13 protein-coding genes are annotated in these 13,216 nt (G+C 75.6%); 9 read left to right on the top strand and 4 right to left on the bottom strand.

Going from position 1 to position 13,216, the window contains the following annotated elements; all coding sequences use genetic code 11:
- Positions 1 to 167: 167 nt before the first annotated feature.
- Positions 168 to 1,154: a phosphoribosylaminoimidazolesuccinocarboxamide synthase gene (locus tag HDA33_RS00150; RefSeq protein ID WP_184169606.1), complete on the bottom strand. Its 987-nt coding sequence runs from the start codon at positions 1,152 to 1,154 to the stop codon at positions 168 to 170.
- On the bottom strand, positions 1,151 to 2,464 hold the full coding sequence (purD, locus tag HDA33_RS00145; RefSeq protein ID WP_184169603.1) for a phosphoribosylamine--glycine ligase: 1,314 nt from the start codon (positions 2,462 to 2,464) through the stop codon (positions 1,151 to 1,153). The genes HDA33_RS00150 and purD overlap by 4 nt, the downstream gene beginning before the upstream one ends.
- A 62-nt stretch (positions 2,465 to 2,526) precedes the next feature.
- Between purD and HDA33_RS00140 the strand changes: the two genes are divergently transcribed.
- Positions 2,527 to 2,796 (top strand): hypothetical protein, encoded by a 270-nt coding sequence (locus tag HDA33_RS00140; protein WP_184169600.1) that lies wholly within the window; start codon positions 2,527 to 2,529, stop codon positions 2,794 to 2,796.
- A 72-nt stretch (positions 2,797 to 2,868) separates the two neighbouring features.
- On the opposite strand, the gene HDA33_RS00135 is transcribed toward HDA33_RS00140, so the two are convergent.
- Positions 2,869 to 3,498, bottom strand: coding sequence for a response regulator (locus tag HDA33_RS00135; RefSeq protein ID WP_184169596.1), 630 nt, complete (start codon positions 3,496 to 3,498; stop codon positions 2,869 to 2,871).
- Positions 3,495 to 4,901: a sensor histidine kinase gene (locus HDA33_RS00130; RefSeq protein WP_184169593.1), complete on the bottom strand. Its 1,407-nt coding sequence runs from the start codon at positions 4,899 to 4,901 to the stop codon at positions 3,495 to 3,497. Before HDA33_RS00130 ends, HDA33_RS00135 begins: the two co-directional genes overlap by 4 nt.
- A gap of 261 nt (positions 4,902 to 5,162) precedes the next feature.
- Between HDA33_RS00130 and HDA33_RS00125 the strand changes: the two genes are divergently transcribed.
- The 8 genes from HDA33_RS00125 to HDA33_RS00090 all read left to right on the top strand — a co-directional run bounded on the left by HDA33_RS00125 (position 5,163) and on the right by HDA33_RS00090 (position 13,203).
- Positions 5,163 to 6,314 carry an FtsX-like permease family protein gene (locus tag HDA33_RS00125; protein WP_184169592.1) on the top strand — a complete coding sequence of 384 codons (1,152 nt, stop codon included), beginning with the start codon at positions 5,163 to 5,165 and terminating at the stop codon, positions 6,312 to 6,314.
- Positions 6,315 to 6,389: 75 nt separating this feature from the next.
- Positions 6,390 to 7,187 (top strand): ABC transporter ATP-binding protein, encoded by a 798-nt coding sequence (locus tag HDA33_RS00120; protein WP_184169587.1) that lies wholly within the window; start codon positions 6,390 to 6,392, stop codon positions 7,185 to 7,187.
- Between the two features lie 76 nt (positions 7,188 to 7,263).
- Entirely contained in the window at positions 7,264 to 8,295 is a 1,032-nt protein-coding gene (locus HDA33_RS00115; protein WP_184169584.1) for an asparaginase, read from the top strand.
- A gap of 8 nt (positions 8,296 to 8,303) precedes the next feature.
- Positions 8,304 to 8,705 carry a sterol carrier family protein gene (locus HDA33_RS00110; RefSeq protein ID WP_184169581.1) on the top strand — a complete coding sequence of 134 codons (402 nt, stop codon included), beginning with the start codon at positions 8,304 to 8,306 and terminating at the stop codon, positions 8,703 to 8,705.
- A 179-nt stretch (positions 8,706 to 8,884) separates the two neighbouring features.
- Positions 8,885 to 9,034 (top strand): hypothetical protein, encoded by a 150-nt coding sequence (locus HDA33_RS00105; protein ID WP_184169578.1) that lies wholly within the window; start codon positions 8,885 to 8,887, stop codon positions 9,032 to 9,034.
- 88 nt (positions 9,035 to 9,122) lie between these two features.
- Complete coding sequence (locus HDA33_RS00100) at positions 9,123 to 9,989, top strand: hypothetical protein (RefSeq protein WP_184169575.1); 867 nt, start codon at positions 9,123 to 9,125, stop codon at positions 9,987 to 9,989.
- 53 nt (positions 9,990 to 10,042) lie between these two features.
- Complete coding sequence (locus tag HDA33_RS00095; protein ID WP_184169572.1) at positions 10,043 to 11,149, top strand: peptidoglycan-binding protein; 1,107 nt, start codon at positions 10,043 to 10,045, stop codon at positions 11,147 to 11,149.
- Positions 11,146 to 13,203, top strand: a complete 2,058-nt coding sequence (locus HDA33_RS00090) for an ABC transporter ATP-binding protein/permease (protein WP_184169569.1) — start codon at positions 11,146 to 11,148, stop codon at positions 13,201 to 13,203. The genes HDA33_RS00095 and HDA33_RS00090 overlap by 4 nt, the downstream gene beginning before the upstream one ends.
- Positions 13,204 to 13,216: the final 13 nt, after the last annotated feature.

Below are 13,216 nucleotides of genomic sequence, written 5' to 3'. Positions count from 1 at the left end.
ACGGGCGCGCGGCCGCCGTCGTCTGTGCAGGACCGGACGCCCCACCCACCCCCGGACTTTCGCTCGGGGAATCGTCGCTACCGCGCCGAAATCCCGGCATGGTAGCGACGATTTCCCGAGCGAAAGCGCCCGTGTGGGCGGCGAAAGCGCCCGTTGTGGGCCGGGGGTCAGGCCTCGAAGGGGCGGCCCGTGAGCCGCTCGTACGCCTCCACGTAGCGGGCGCGGGTCTTCTCCACGACGTCGGCGGGCAGCTCCGGCGGCTCGGCCCCGGAGGCGCGGTCCCAGCCGGATGCGTCGCTCGTGAGCCAGTCGCGGACGAACTGCTTGTCGAAGCTGGCCTGGGCGCGGCCGGGCTCGTAGTCCTCGGCGTCCCAGAAGCGGGAGGAGTCGGGGGTGAGGACCTCGTCGCCGAGCACCACCTGGCCGGTGGCGGGGTCCACGCCGAACTCGACCTTCGTGTCGGCCAGGATGATGCCGGCGTCGCGCGCGATCGCCTCGGCGCGGGAGTACAGGTCCAGGGTGAGGTAGCGCAGCCGCTCGGCGGCCTCGGCCCCCACCCGCTCGCTCATCTGCTCGAACGTGATGTTCTCGTCGTGCTCGCCGACCTCCGCCTTCGCGGACGGGGTGAAGATCGCCGGGTCCAGGCGGGAGCCGTCCACGAGCCCCGTGGGCAGCGGCAGGCCGGTGACGGTCCCGGACTCGCGGTACTCGGCCAGGCCGGAGCCGGTGAGGTAGCCGCGGGCGATGCACTCCACGGGGAACATCCGCAGGCGCTTGACCACCATGGCACGGCCGGCCACGGCCTCGGGCACGTCCGTGCTCACCACGTGGTGCTCCACAGGCGCGCCGGCGGCGCCGTTGTACCCCTCGGAGAGCCGCTCGAACCACCACAGCGTGAGCTGGGTGAGCACGGCGCCCTTGTCCGGGATGGGCGGGGAGAGCACGTGGTCGTAGGCGCTGATCCGGTCGGAGGCCACCACGAGCAGGGTCTCGGACTCGCCGGGGGCGGCGTCGGCGGGCTCGTAGAGGTCGCGCACCTTGCCGGAGTACACGTGGCGCCAGCCCGGCAGCTCGAGGGCCTCGGCGCCGGCGAAGCCGCGGGGCGCGGCTCCGGAATGGGGCGCGGTGTCGGACGCGGGGGTCTCGTGGCTCATCGTGCGTCCTCCCCGGCCTGTCCGGCCTGCCCGACGGCGGCGGGGACGGCGATCTCGCCGCGCTCGGCCTTGAGCCCGATGTCGGTGCGCCACTGGGCGCCGTCGAAGCGGATCCGCTCCACGCCGGCGTAGGCCCGCTCGCGCGCCTGCGCGAGGTCGGCGCCGCGGCCGACGACGGCCAGCACCCGGCCGCCGGCGGTCACCACGTCGTCCCCGGACGTCGCGGTGCCCGCGTGGATCACGTGCACGCCCTCGAGCGCCTCGGCGTCCGCCAGGCCCGTGATGACGTCGCCCTTGGAGGAGGTCGCGGGGTAGCCGGCGGAGGCCATGACCACGTCCACGGCGACGTCGTCGCTCCACTCCAGCGCGCGGTCGGCGCCGAGCCGGCCGGCGGCGGCGTCGGCGAGCAGCCCGCCCAGCGGGGTCGTCAGGCGGGCGAGCACGGCCTGCGTCTCGGGGTCGCCGAAGCGCACGTTGAACTCGATGACCTCGACGCCCTTGGCGGTCACGGCGAGGCCGCAGAACAGCACGCCCGTGAAGGGGGTGCCGCGGCGGGCCATCTCGGCCAGCACGGGGCGGGCCACGCGGTCCATGACCTCCTCGGTGAAGCCCTCGGGCAGCCACGGCAGCGGCGTGTAGGCGCCCATGCCGCCGGTGTTGGGGCCGGCGTCGCCGTCGTGGATGCGCTTGAAGTCCTGCGCGGGGGTGAGGGCGACGGCGTCGGTGCCGTCGCAGAGCACGAAGAGGGAGACCTCGGGGCCGTCGAGGAAGTCCTCGATGACCACGGTCCCGCCGGCGTCGAAGCAGGCCTGGGCGTGGGCGAGGGCCTCGGCCCGGTCGGAGGTGACCACGACGCCCTTGCCGGCGGCGAGGCCGTCGTCCTTGACCACGTGCGGGGCGCCGAATTCGTCCAGGGCGGCGGCTGCCTCCTCGGCGGTGGCGCAGATGCGGGAGCCGGCGGTGGGCACGCCCGCGGCGGCCATGACCTCCTTGGCGAACGCCTTGGACGCCTCGAGCTGCGCGGCGGCCCGGGAGGGGCCGAACACGGCGAAGCCGGCCTCGCGCAAGGCGTCGGAGACGCCGGCGGCGAGCGGGGCCTCAGGGCCGACCACCACGAGGTCGGCGGCCAGCTCGCGGGCCAGGGCGACGACGGCGTCGGGGTCGGTGGCTTCGACGGCGTGCAGGGCCGCGAGGGCGGCCATGCCGGCGTTGCCGGGGGCCGCGTGGAGCTCGCCGACCTGCGGATCACGGGAGAGGGCGGCGAGCAGCGCGTGTTCGCGGCCGCCGTTGCCGAGCACAAGGGTCTTCACGAGCCTCAAGCCTACGCGGTGGCCCTGGCCGGTCCGGGCGGAGGACCCCTACCGTGGGGTGCATGACGATGCCTCCCCTGCACCACGGCCGACCCGACGACGACGGGGACCCCCGCGATCCCCGACGCGCGGTCGGACGCGGCATGGGCCCGAGACTGAACTCGGCGTGGCTGTTCGTGGGCGTGATGTTCACGTGCGCCCTGATCGGGTTCTGGACGCTGCGCGGGCTGGGGTTCGCCCGCGGCGACCTGAGCCTGCCGGCCGCCCTGGGCGTGCTGGCGGTGGCGGCGGTGGCCGCCGCGGTGATCACCCGGTTCGTGCGGCGCCGCTGACGGCCGCCGCCCGGGGGCGCCGACGGGCGGCCCGCAGGGCGGTCCGCCAGGCCCCGGTCCGGACGGCCGGCCTCACCGGATGATGCGGCGGCGCCGGGCCTCGTCCACGGCGCGGGTGCGGTTGTCCACGCCGAGCTTCTGGAACACGTGCACCAGGTGCGTCTTCACGGTGGCCTCGGAGATGAACAGCTCCTTCGCGGCGGCCTTGTTGGTGGCCCCGCGCGCGATCAGCTCCAGCAGCTCGATCTCCCGCGCAGAGAGCACGTCCGCGCCGCCGGCCATCCGGCCCATGAGGGTGGCGGCCACCTGCGGGGCGAGCGCCTTCTGTCCGGCGGCGGCCTGCCGCACGGCGCGGGCGATCTCCTCGCTGGGCGCGTCCTTGAGCAGGTAGCCGGCCGCCCCGGCGTCCACGGCGGCGAGGATGTCCGCCTCGGTGTCGAACGTGGTGAGGATGAGCACCTGCACGTCCGGCCGCCGCTCGCGCACGGCCCGCGTGGCGCTGACCCCGTCCATGCCCTCGCCCATCTGCAGGTCCATCAGCACCACGTCCACGGGGCCGGCCGCGGCCTCCAGGATCCGGAGCGCCTCGGCGCCGTCGGCGGCCTCGGCCACCACCCGCAGGTCCGGGTGGGCCTCGACGACGGCGCGCACCCCCGCCCGCACCACCGGGTGGTCGTCCACCAGCATCACGTGCACGGTCATCCCCGCTCCCGCCTCTCGTCCTCCTCGGCCCGACCCGCAGCGGCGGGCAGGGGCACGCGCAGGGCGACGACGGTGCCCTCGCCCGGCGCAGACTCCACCGAGGCATGACCACCGACGCCCGCGAGCCGCTCGCGCACGCTCGCCAGCCCGACGCCGGTCCCGGCCCCAGGGCCGGCGGGCCTCCGTGCCCCGGCCCCCTGCGTCCCGGCCCCAGTCCCCTGCGTCCCCGCGTCTCCCGTGACCACGGCCTCCGGGCGGAACCCGACGCCGTCGTCGGCGACGTCCACGGCGAGCTCCCCCGGCAGCCACGCGAGGGTGACGCGGGCGCGCGTGCCCCTCGCGTGGGCGGCCACGTTGGCCAGGGACGCCTGGACGGCGCGCAGCAGCGCGGCCTCCACGGCCTCGGCCACGGGCACCGGCGTGCCCACCACCTCCACGTCCGCGGCCACGGGCGTGCCCGCCGCCGCCTGCCGCTCGGCGAACCCGGCGACCGCGCGCTCGACCGCCGCCACGAGGGAGGCCCCGCCGGTGGCGCGCAGGTCCCGCACGAACCGGCGCGACTCGTCGAGGTTCTCCGCGGCGGTGGTGCGGACGGTCTCCATGCGGGTGCGGGCGAGCGCGGGGTCCTGCGCGTCCAGGGCGTCCTGCGCGGCACGGGAGACCAGCACGATCGAGGCCAGGCCCTGGGTGAGGGTGTCGTGGATCTCGCGGGCCAAGCGCTCGCGCTCCTCGCCCACGCCGGCGCGGTGCTGGGTGCGGGCGAGCTCGGCCTGGGCGGCGCGCAGTTGCTCGGCCACGTCCCGCTGTCGCTCGGACTCCTGGTGCAGGGCGCGGTATGCCCCGGAGAGCACCACGGCCACGGCCGCGCCCACGAGCGGGCCGATCACCGCGGCCGGGCGCACGCCCTCGTCCACGCCGGCGGCCATCCCGGCCACCACGACAGCGGCCATCGCCGCCACGAGGACCGGCCCGGCGATCCGCCGGGCCGTCGCCGTGCGGGCCGTGCGCGCCACCACGTGCAGCGCCACGAAGAACAGGGGGAAGGCCACCCATGCGAAGTCCCGGTGCTGGGCCACGAGCAGGCCCCACAGGGCGAGCACGAGCGCCAGCCAGAGCAGCGCCGGGCCGCGCCCCACGTCCTCGCCCCGGCCCCAGCGGCGGCGCTCCACGAGCGTGCCGGCCAGGTAGACGCCGGCCAGCAGTGCGGTGCACCCGGTCAGCGCGAGCGCCGCCGGGGCCGGCGCCCCCGTCCGGGACAGGTCCGCGAGCGCCCGTCCCAGGCCCACGGCCAGGAGCACGGCGAACGCCACGTGCAGGGCCACGCGCAGGCCGGCGAGCACGGCGGCGGCACCGGTCTCGGCGGGTGCCCCGGCGGTGTCGGCGGAGAGTCGGGTGGCGGGCATGGCTCCAGCGTAGGACCGCCCCCGGACGCGACACGGCCCTGCCCCGGGGGTCCGGCGCCGGATCAACCATTCGGTTGACCCGGGGCCATCCGCCACGGGCGATGCGCCCGCGGCGCCGCGGCGGAAGGGTGGAGGAAGCCTCGGATCCGGGCCCTCCGGCACCCCGCACCCCGCCTGCCGGCCCCGGACCACCGCCCGGCCCCCGCACCACCGCCCGCCCCGACCTCCTCACCCTCCTCCTCCCCCGAAAGGACGCACGCCGTGTTCCTCGCGCTCCGCGACCTGCGCTTCGCCACCGGACGATTCGCCCTCATGGGCTCCGTGGTGGCCCTCATCAGCCTGCTGCTGGTCATGCTCTCCGGCCTCACCGCAGGGCTGGGCGGCCAGAACACGGCCGCCCTGGACCGGCTCGAGGAGCAGGGCGTGCAGCGCCTCGTGTTCGGCGGCGCGGCCGGCCAGGAGGCCACCGCCTCCTTCACCCAGTCGGAGTTCACCGCAGAGCAGCGCGACGCGTGGGCCGCCACGGACGGCGTGGCCTCCGTGGAGCCGCTGGGCGTCAGCCAGGGCCGCGCGGTCGGCCTGGCGCACGGCGTGGAGACGGACGAGGCGGGCCGGGCCGACGTCGCCGACGTGCCCACCACAGGCGTGGCCTCCACCGCGTTCCTCGGCCTGGTCCCGGGCGGCGCCGACGCCCCGGCCGCGCTCGCGCCGGGCGAGGTCGTGCTGAGCTCCGACGTCGCCGACTCCCTCGGTGCGCAGGCGGGCGACGCCGTCGCCGTCTCCGGCTTCGTGTTCACGGTGGCGGAGGTGGTCCCGAACGAGTTCTACTCCCACTCCCCGGTGACCTGGCTGGCGCTCGAGGACTGGAGGGCGATCTCCCACACCGCAGACGACGCGGTGCTCGGCACCGCGGGCCTTGTGCGGTTCGCCGCGGGTGCGGACCCGGACGCCGTCGCCGCGGCGGGCGACGCCGCGGCCGGCACGGTCTCGGACACGGTCCGCGGCTCCTACGCGGCGCTGCCCAGCTACCGCTCCGAGAACGGCTCGCTCACGACGATGCAGGGCTTCCTCTACGGCATCTCGGCGCTCGTGGTGATCGCGTTCCTGTCCATCTGGACGGTCCAGCGCACGCGGGACATCGCGGTGCTCAAGGCCCTCGGCGGCACGGACGGGTGGGTCCTGAAGGACGCGCTCACGCAGGCGGCGTTCGTGCTGCTGGGCGGCGTCCTGGTGGGCACCGCGCTGGCCGCCGGGATCGGCGTGCTCGCCGCGCGGGGCGTGCCGTTCGAGCTGTCCTGGGCCACCACTCTCGTGCCCGCCGCCGGGATCCTCGTGCTCGGCATGCTCGCCGCCGTCACCGCGGTGTTCCGCGTGACCCGCATCGACCCGCTGGTCGCCCTGGGCGGCAACTGACCGCCGACGACGGCGCCCCGCGGCGCCGTCGTCCCCCGCCTGCCCGCGCCCCCTGGAGAAGGAAGAAGGACCACCATGACCACGAGCCTCGCCCCGCAGACCGACCTCGACCCGATGCGCACCCCGGCCGCCGCGGCCGCCCATCGGATCGCCTCGGGCACCGCGGCCCCGGACGACTCCGGCGGCGCCCCTGCCCTGTCCGTGCGGGACCTCGTCCTGGAGTACCCGGACGGCGAGCGCGGCGTGCTGCGCGCCCTGGACGAGGTCTCCCTGGACCTGCACGCCGGCACGTTCACGGCCCTGGTGGGCCCGTCCGGCTCCGGCAAGTCCTCGCTGCTGGCCGTTGCCGCAGGCCTCGTGCCCCCGACCTCCGGGACCGTGACCGTGGCCGGCCGCGAACTCACCGGGCTCTCCCGCACGGAGCGCACGGGGCTGCGGGGCCGGGAGATCGGCGTGATCTTCCAGCAGCCGAACCTCATCCCCTCGCTCACGGCGGCGGAGCAGCTCGAGCTCTCCGTGCACCTGGACCGGGACGCCACGCGCGCGGACCGGAAGGCCGCCAGGGACCGGGCCATGGCGCTGCTGGAGCGCGTGGACCTGGCCGACCAGGCCGGCAAGCGGCCGCACCAGCTCTCGGGCGGGCAGCGGCAGCGCGTGAACATCGTGCGTGCCCTCATGGCCTCGCCCGCGCTGCTGCTCGTGGACGAGCCCACCTCGGCGCTGGACCGCGAGCGCTCGGCCGCCGTCGTCGACCTGCTGGGGGCGCTGACCCGGGACGAGGGCACGGCCACGCTGATGGTCACGCACGACCACGAGTTCCTCGCCGCCACGGACCGCACGCTAAACATGGTGGACGGGCGGCTGACCGACTGAGCCCGCGGGGCGCGGCCGCTGGGTGGCGCCCCGGCCCGCGGCCCGCCGCGTCCGCCGCGCTCCCTAGGATGGGCGCATGACGCAGACCCCCTCCGCCACGTTCGCCCTCGCCGACGCCGTCGAGCTCGTCCACGTGGTCCGCAACGGCTTCGTGGAGTCCCGCACCCCCGGCGCGGCCGTGGTGACCGGCCCGGACGGGGCCGTGCTGGCCGCGCTCGGCCCGGTGGACGCGCTGATCTACCCCCGCTCCACGCTCAAGCCGTTCCAGGCCATCGCCTCGCTGCGCCACGGCGCTCGCCTGGAGGGCGAGGAGGTGGCCATCGCGTGCGGCTCCCACCGTGGCACCGCGGCCCACCGCGAGCTGGCCGCGCGGATCCTCGCCGAGGCCGGACTGTCCGCGGCGGACCTGCAGTGCCCGCCGGACTATCCGGCGGACGCCGCGGAGATCGTGCGGTTCGCCCAGGACCTCGAGCACGGCGCGGAGAAGACGCCGCTGGCGTACAATTGCTCCGGCAAGCACGCGGGCTTCCTGGCCGCGTGCGTGGCCGCGGGGCACGACGTCGGCACGTACCTTGAGCCCGACCACCCGCTGCAGGCCGAGGTGGAGCGGGTCATCGAGGAGTACTGCGGCGAGCCCGTGGCCCACACGGGCACGGACGGCTGCGGGGCGCCGGCCGCCGTGCTGTCCCTGACGGCGCTGGCCCGGGGCATCGGAAAGGTGGCCTCCGCACCGTGCCGCCGGGACGCCGAGATCCACGCGGCCACCGTGGCGAACGCGATGCTCGAGCACCCGTGGGCGGTGCACGGGCAGTCCAGCTCCAACACCGTGGTGATGCGCGAGCTGGGCCTGCTGGCCAAGCTCGGCGCGGACGGGGTGATGGTCATGGCCGCCCCGGACGGCACGGCCGTGGCCGTCAAAGCGCTCGACGGCGGCACGCGGGCCGGCAACCTCGTGGCGCTCGCGCTCCTGGCCCAGTTCGCCCCGGACCACGTGGACGCGGACCGGCTGCCCGCGGTGCTGGAGACGGTGGCCCCGAAGATCCTCGGCAAGGGCGAGCCCGTGGGCGCAGTGCGCCTGGCCCGCCCCGTCCTGGACCTGCTGGACTGAACGGGCCGATGACCACCGGCTCCGTCCCCCGCCGCCGCATCCCCGTGCCCGAGGGGCACGCGGCGCTGACCTCGTGGGCGCGCACGCACGCGCAGGACCCTGCCTCCGCGGCCGCCCTGCCGCGCTCCACGCGGGCCACCGCCGTGCGCTTCGCCCTTGAAGAGCTCGCCACCCGCGTGCCCGGGAACTCGGTGGAAGTGCGGGTGCCGCCCTTCGGCGTCGCCCAGGCGATCCCCGGGCCCCGCCACACCCGCGGCACCCCGCCCAACGTGGTGGAGATGGACGCGGTCACGTGGATGTCCCTGGCCACGGGGCTGCTGGGGTGGGCGGACGCCGTCGGGACCGGCGCGGTGCGCGCCTCCGGCACCCGCGCGGACCTCGGCGCGCACCTGCCGCTGATCCGGCCGTGAGACTCCTGTGACGCGGGTCACACGCATGCCGAAAAGACTGGCCGAAAGTACTCTCTGGGAAATACCCCGGCCGAGACTATGATCTGCTCATCCGCACAGCGGTCAGGCCGGGGGGCCTGTGAGCGTCCGCACCCCCGCTGATGCATCCGATTCGGATGCCAGTCAGAGAGCTCATACACATGAAGCGAATCCATTCCGCCCTCGCCGCCGTCGTTGTGGCCGCCGCTGTCATCGCACCGGGGGCTTCGGCCGCGACGATCTACGAACACATCAACGACGGGGGCGCCGCTCTGGGTAACGACCAGATCAGCAGCTGGTACGCCAGCTGATCACGATGGCGAGGGAGCGGCCACCTTCGGCCGCCCCCTCGCAACGTCGATTTCCCGTGCCACCATCGTTCACCAAGGATCGCTCTCCATGAAGACCCGCTTCACCGCAGCTGCATTTGCCTTGATGGGTTCACTCCTGCTCTCCGCCTGTGGGGACGGGTCCGTCACCCCCGACCCGGATGCGACGGCTCGCCTCGACAGGGACAGCGGGCAGGTGATCCTGCCCTTGGACGACTACGCGATCACGCGCGCGGACGAAGACGTCATGACCCGCGCTCGCCTCGCCATTCTGCGCAGCTGTCTGCAGCCCAAGGGCCACAACGGTGTCGCCCCGCCAGCGTCCGCCGGCTCCACCGAGGAGCGTCCCTACGGCCTGTGGCTGCCGGAATTCGCCGCATCGAACGGATTCGCGCTCCAGCCGCTCGGCGACGCCCCGGATCTGACGCCGCCGCCCGGAGGCTGGAGCGACGAGGCGGATCCGACCTTCAACGCCGACTACGACGAGTGCGCATCCCACGTCATGGACCAGATGGAGAGCGTGTCCGGCCCACCGGTGAGCACTCAAAGCGCCGCCGGCGCGCTCGCCGTGGAGGCAGCGTCCCTCGCTGCCGCCGACCCTCGGTGGACTGATGCCCGCGGCGAGTGGCAGCAATGCCTTCGCGACCGCGGCCTGACGCCGGAGGAGGGCGAGGGCACCTGGGGCAGCATGGAATCCATGGCACTCCTGGGACGGCAAGACCAGTCAAGTCCCACCGCCCAGCGCGAGGAGATCAGGATCGCCGTCATCGAGGCCTCGTGCAATGAGCTGACCAACCTCACCCAACGCCTGGGCGACATCGAGGCCGGATACCAGGCAGCACTCATCAAGGGCCACGAGGCCGCGCTCGCCGAGGAGAAGCGCACCACGGAAGGCAATCTCGAAGCCGCCCGCGCCTACCTCGCGAATAACCAGTGAGCACCGTCATACACGGTGGCGGTGACCACGCCGCCCCCGTCCGGACCCGGCGCGTGGCGCACCCGTGGCGCGTGGCCGCCGTCGTGACGCTGGTGGCCCTGCTGCTGGCTGCCTCCTTCGTGGCCGGGCGGTTCTTCCAGCCGCCGACCACGGAGGCGGACGCCGCCGCAGTGGCCGCACCCATCGACGTGTGGGCCTCGGCCGAGGAACGCGTAGTGGGGGACGCCGCGTCCTTCGCCGGCACCGTGGCCGCGGGGCAGACGAGGAGCGTGACCGTGACAGCGGCGGACGGGCCCGCCGTCGTGCTCCGCCAGACCGCCGAGGCGGGAGAGACCGTCCGACCCGGCGACGCCGCCGGGGAGGTCTCCGGCGTCACCTACCTGTTCCTCGCCGAGCCGCTCGCCCTGTATCGGGACCTCACCGAGGGGGACCGCGGCGAGGACGTCGCCTCCCTCCAGCGGGCGCTCCGGCAGGCCGGGCGGTGGACCGCCACGGACGGCGTGTTCGGCCCCAGCACCGCCCGTGCCCTGCGGGAGCAGTTCCGCCAGGCCGGCTCGCCCCTTCCGAAGGACGACCCCGTCACGGTGGGCTGGCGGCAGTTCATCCCCCTTGGCGAGGACGGCGCCGTGGTGGCCTCCGCCGCCGGATACGGCACCACCCTCACGGACGAGCGCCCGCTCCTGACCCTTCAGACCTCCGCCCCCACCGTCCGCTTCACCGCGGACGTGGCGCAGGCGGCCTCCCTCGCCAAGGGGCAGGACGTGCAGGTGGGCACCGCCTCCGGGACCATCCCCGGCACCATCCGGTCCGTGGGCGCGTTCCAGGCCGCCCAGGGCACCGCGCGCGCCGGGCACGAGGTCACCGTGGCCTACGACTCCGCAGCGGACGGTGCACCCCCCGTGGGTCAGAGCGTCACCGTGACCCCGGCCGCCGAGGACGCCGCCGCACCCTCGCTCGCCGTCCCGCAGACCGCCGTGCGCGCGGACGCGTCCGGCAGCTATGTGCTGGTCCAGGATCCCGCCGGTGCCGCCGCCCCCGGCCGAGCCTCCCCGAGCGCCCCGGCCGAGCGGCGCGTGCCCGTCACCGTGGAGCGCACGGGCAGCGGCTGGGCCGCCGTCACCGGGGACCTCGCGGCGGGAGACCGGGTGAGGGTCTCATGAGCGAGCGGTCGGACGTGCCGGCCGCGGCGGAGGCCCCGGACCGCCGGCCGGACGACCCGCCGGTCCCCCTGCTGGAGCTCGCCGGCGTCCGCAAGGCGTTCGCCGGCGCGCAACGGCCGGCCCTGGACTCCGTGGACCTCACCGTCCACGCCGGCGAGTTCGTGGCGATCGTGGGACCCTCCGGATCCGGCAAGTCCACCCTGCTCAACGTCGTCGGACTGCTGGACCGGCCCGACTCCGGCATCTACCGCGTGCGCGGCCGCGACACCACCGGCATGGGCGAGGGCGAACGGGACCGGCTGCGCTCGGAGACCTTCGGGTTCGTGTTCCAGTCCAGCCACGTGCTCAGCGAGGAGTCCGTGGCCGTCAACGCGGCACTCGGTCTGCGCATCCAGCGGGTGCCGCCGGTCGAACGGGACGCCCGCGCCGGGGAGACGCTGAGGCTGCTCGGCCTCGGCCACCGGCTCGGCTCCCGCGCCAAGCTGCTCTCCGGCGGCGAGCGGCAGCGCCTGGCGATCGCGCGCGCCGTGGCCACCCGCCCGCGCGTCGTGCTCGCGGACGAGCCGACCGGCAACCTGGACACCGAGAACGGCCGGATCGTGGTGGAGCACCTGCGCCGCCTCCACGCGGAGGGCACCACCATCCTGCTCATCACCCACGACCCCGGGGTCGCCGCCGTGGCGGACCGGCAGGTCCGCATCGCCGACGGCGTCCTCACCGAGCTCACCCTCGCCGCCGTCCCGCCGACGGCCTCCGGGACGACGACGGCGCGGCCAGGCACGCTCGACGCTGCGGCCCCCGCGGCGCGGGTGGCCGGTCCGCGCCGGGACCGCGCGGACCGGCACGGACCCCGACGCGCCTGGGCCGTGGTGGACGACGCCGTGGACGCCCTCTCCTCCCTGTCCTCGCGCTTCCTGCGGACGGTGCTGCTCATGGCGGCCTTCGCCGTGGGCGTCGGCGGGCTGCTCGCGGCCCTCGGGCTCACCCAGACCGCCACCGCCCAGGTGGGCGCCCGGCTCACCGCCGCCGCCCTGGACGAGGTGGTGGTCACCGTGCCCCAGGCCGAAGGCCTGCTCGACCCCGGCGACCGCCGCCTGGCCGACTGGACGGCCGACCTGGCCGCGCTGCCGCGCGTGCTCGGAGCCGGGCACGTGGTGCAGGTGGCACCCGCCGACGTCGAGATCACCCGCAACGGCCCCGGCGAGCCCGAGCCACCCGCCGCCATCTCCCTCGTGGGCGCCTCCGCCTCCTACACCCGCCTGGCCGAGCTGGGCCTGCCCTCGGAGACCGCCCGCGCCCTGCTGGACGCCCCGGACGCCCGCCTGGTCTGGGCCACGCCCGCCGCCGCTCAGGCCCTGCACCTGCCCGTCCCCGAGTCCGGCGTCCTCGCCCCCGGCTACCGGGTGTGGATCGGCGGGACGGCCGTGGACGTGGCCGGGATCGTGCGCACCACCGAGCGCACCCCCACCCTGACCACCGCGCTGCTGGCCACCCCCGCCGTCCTCACCGGCGTGGGCCAGGCCGCCCCCGAGCTCGTCGTGCGCACCGAGACCGGCTTCCCCTACCCCGTCTCCCAGGCGGCCCCGCTGGCGATCGCCCCCGAGGCGCCCGGCAGCGTGTCCGTGCGGACCGTGGCCGACTTGCGGGAGCTGCGCGCCGGCGTCGCCGACGACCTCGGCGCGTTCGTCGGCGTGCTCTCCGCCGTGCTGCTCGTGCTCGCCGTGATCAGCGCGTCCACGGCCATGTACCTGTCCGTGCAGTCGAGGACCTCGGAGATCGCACTGCGGCGGGCCATCGGCTCGTCTCGAGGACTGATCGCCCGTCTCTTCCTCCTCGAGGGGACGCTCATCGGCCTGGCCGGCGGAGCGGTGGGGTCTGCGGTCGGCACCGCCGTGATCCTCGCCGTCTCCCAGTCCCGCGGCTGGGCCGCCGTGCTGCCGCCCACCGCCGTGCCCCTGGCCCTGGCGCTGGGACTCGCGGCCGGCGTCGTGAGCGCCCTCTACCCGGCCTGGATGGCGAGCCGCCAGCGTCCCGCAGACGCCCTGCGCGGGTGATCGGCGTAGGGCG

The sequence above is a fragment of the Micrococcus endophyticus genome (assembly GCF_014205115.1).
In the GTDB taxonomy this organism is placed as follows: domain Bacteria; phylum Actinomycetota; class Actinomycetes; order Actinomycetales; family Micrococcaceae; genus Micrococcus; species Micrococcus endophyticus.
This window is presented reverse-complemented; position numbering and strand designations above follow the sequence as displayed.

Coding starts and splice junctions, on each gene's coding strand:
- HDA33_RS00105 (WP_184169578.1), top strand. CDS start 8,885: ATGAAGCGAATCCATTCCGCCCTCGCCGCCGTCGTTGTGGCCGCCGCT.
- HDA33_RS00100 (WP_184169575.1), top strand. CDS start 9,123: ATGAAGACCCGCTTCACCGCAGCTGCATTTGCCTTGATGGGTTCACTC.
- HDA33_RS00120 (WP_184169587.1), top strand. CDS start 6,390: ATGACCACGAGCCTCGCCCCGCAGACCGACCTCGACCCGATGCGCACC.
- HDA33_RS00140 (WP_184169600.1), top strand. CDS start 2,527: ATGACGATGCCTCCCCTGCACCACGGCCGACCCGACGACGACGGGGAC.
- HDA33_RS00130 (WP_184169593.1), bottom strand. CDS start 4,901: ATGCCCGCCACCCGACTCTCCGCCGACACCGCCGGGGCACCCGCCGAG.
- HDA33_RS00135 (WP_184169596.1), bottom strand. CDS start 3,498: ATGACCGTGCACGTGATGCTGGTGGACGACCACCCGGTGGTGCGGGCG.
- HDA33_RS00115 (WP_184169584.1), top strand. CDS start 7,264: ATGACGCAGACCCCCTCCGCCACGTTCGCCCTCGCCGACGCCGTCGAG.
- HDA33_RS00090 (WP_184169569.1), top strand. CDS start 11,146: ATGAGCGAGCGGTCGGACGTGCCGGCCGCGGCGGAGGCCCCGGACCGC.
- HDA33_RS00110 (WP_184169581.1), top strand. CDS start 8,304: ATGACCACCGGCTCCGTCCCCCGCCGCCGCATCCCCGTGCCCGAGGGG.
- HDA33_RS00150 (WP_184169606.1), bottom strand. CDS start 1,154: ATGAGCCACGAGACCCCCGCGTCCGACACCGCGCCCCATTCCGGAGCC.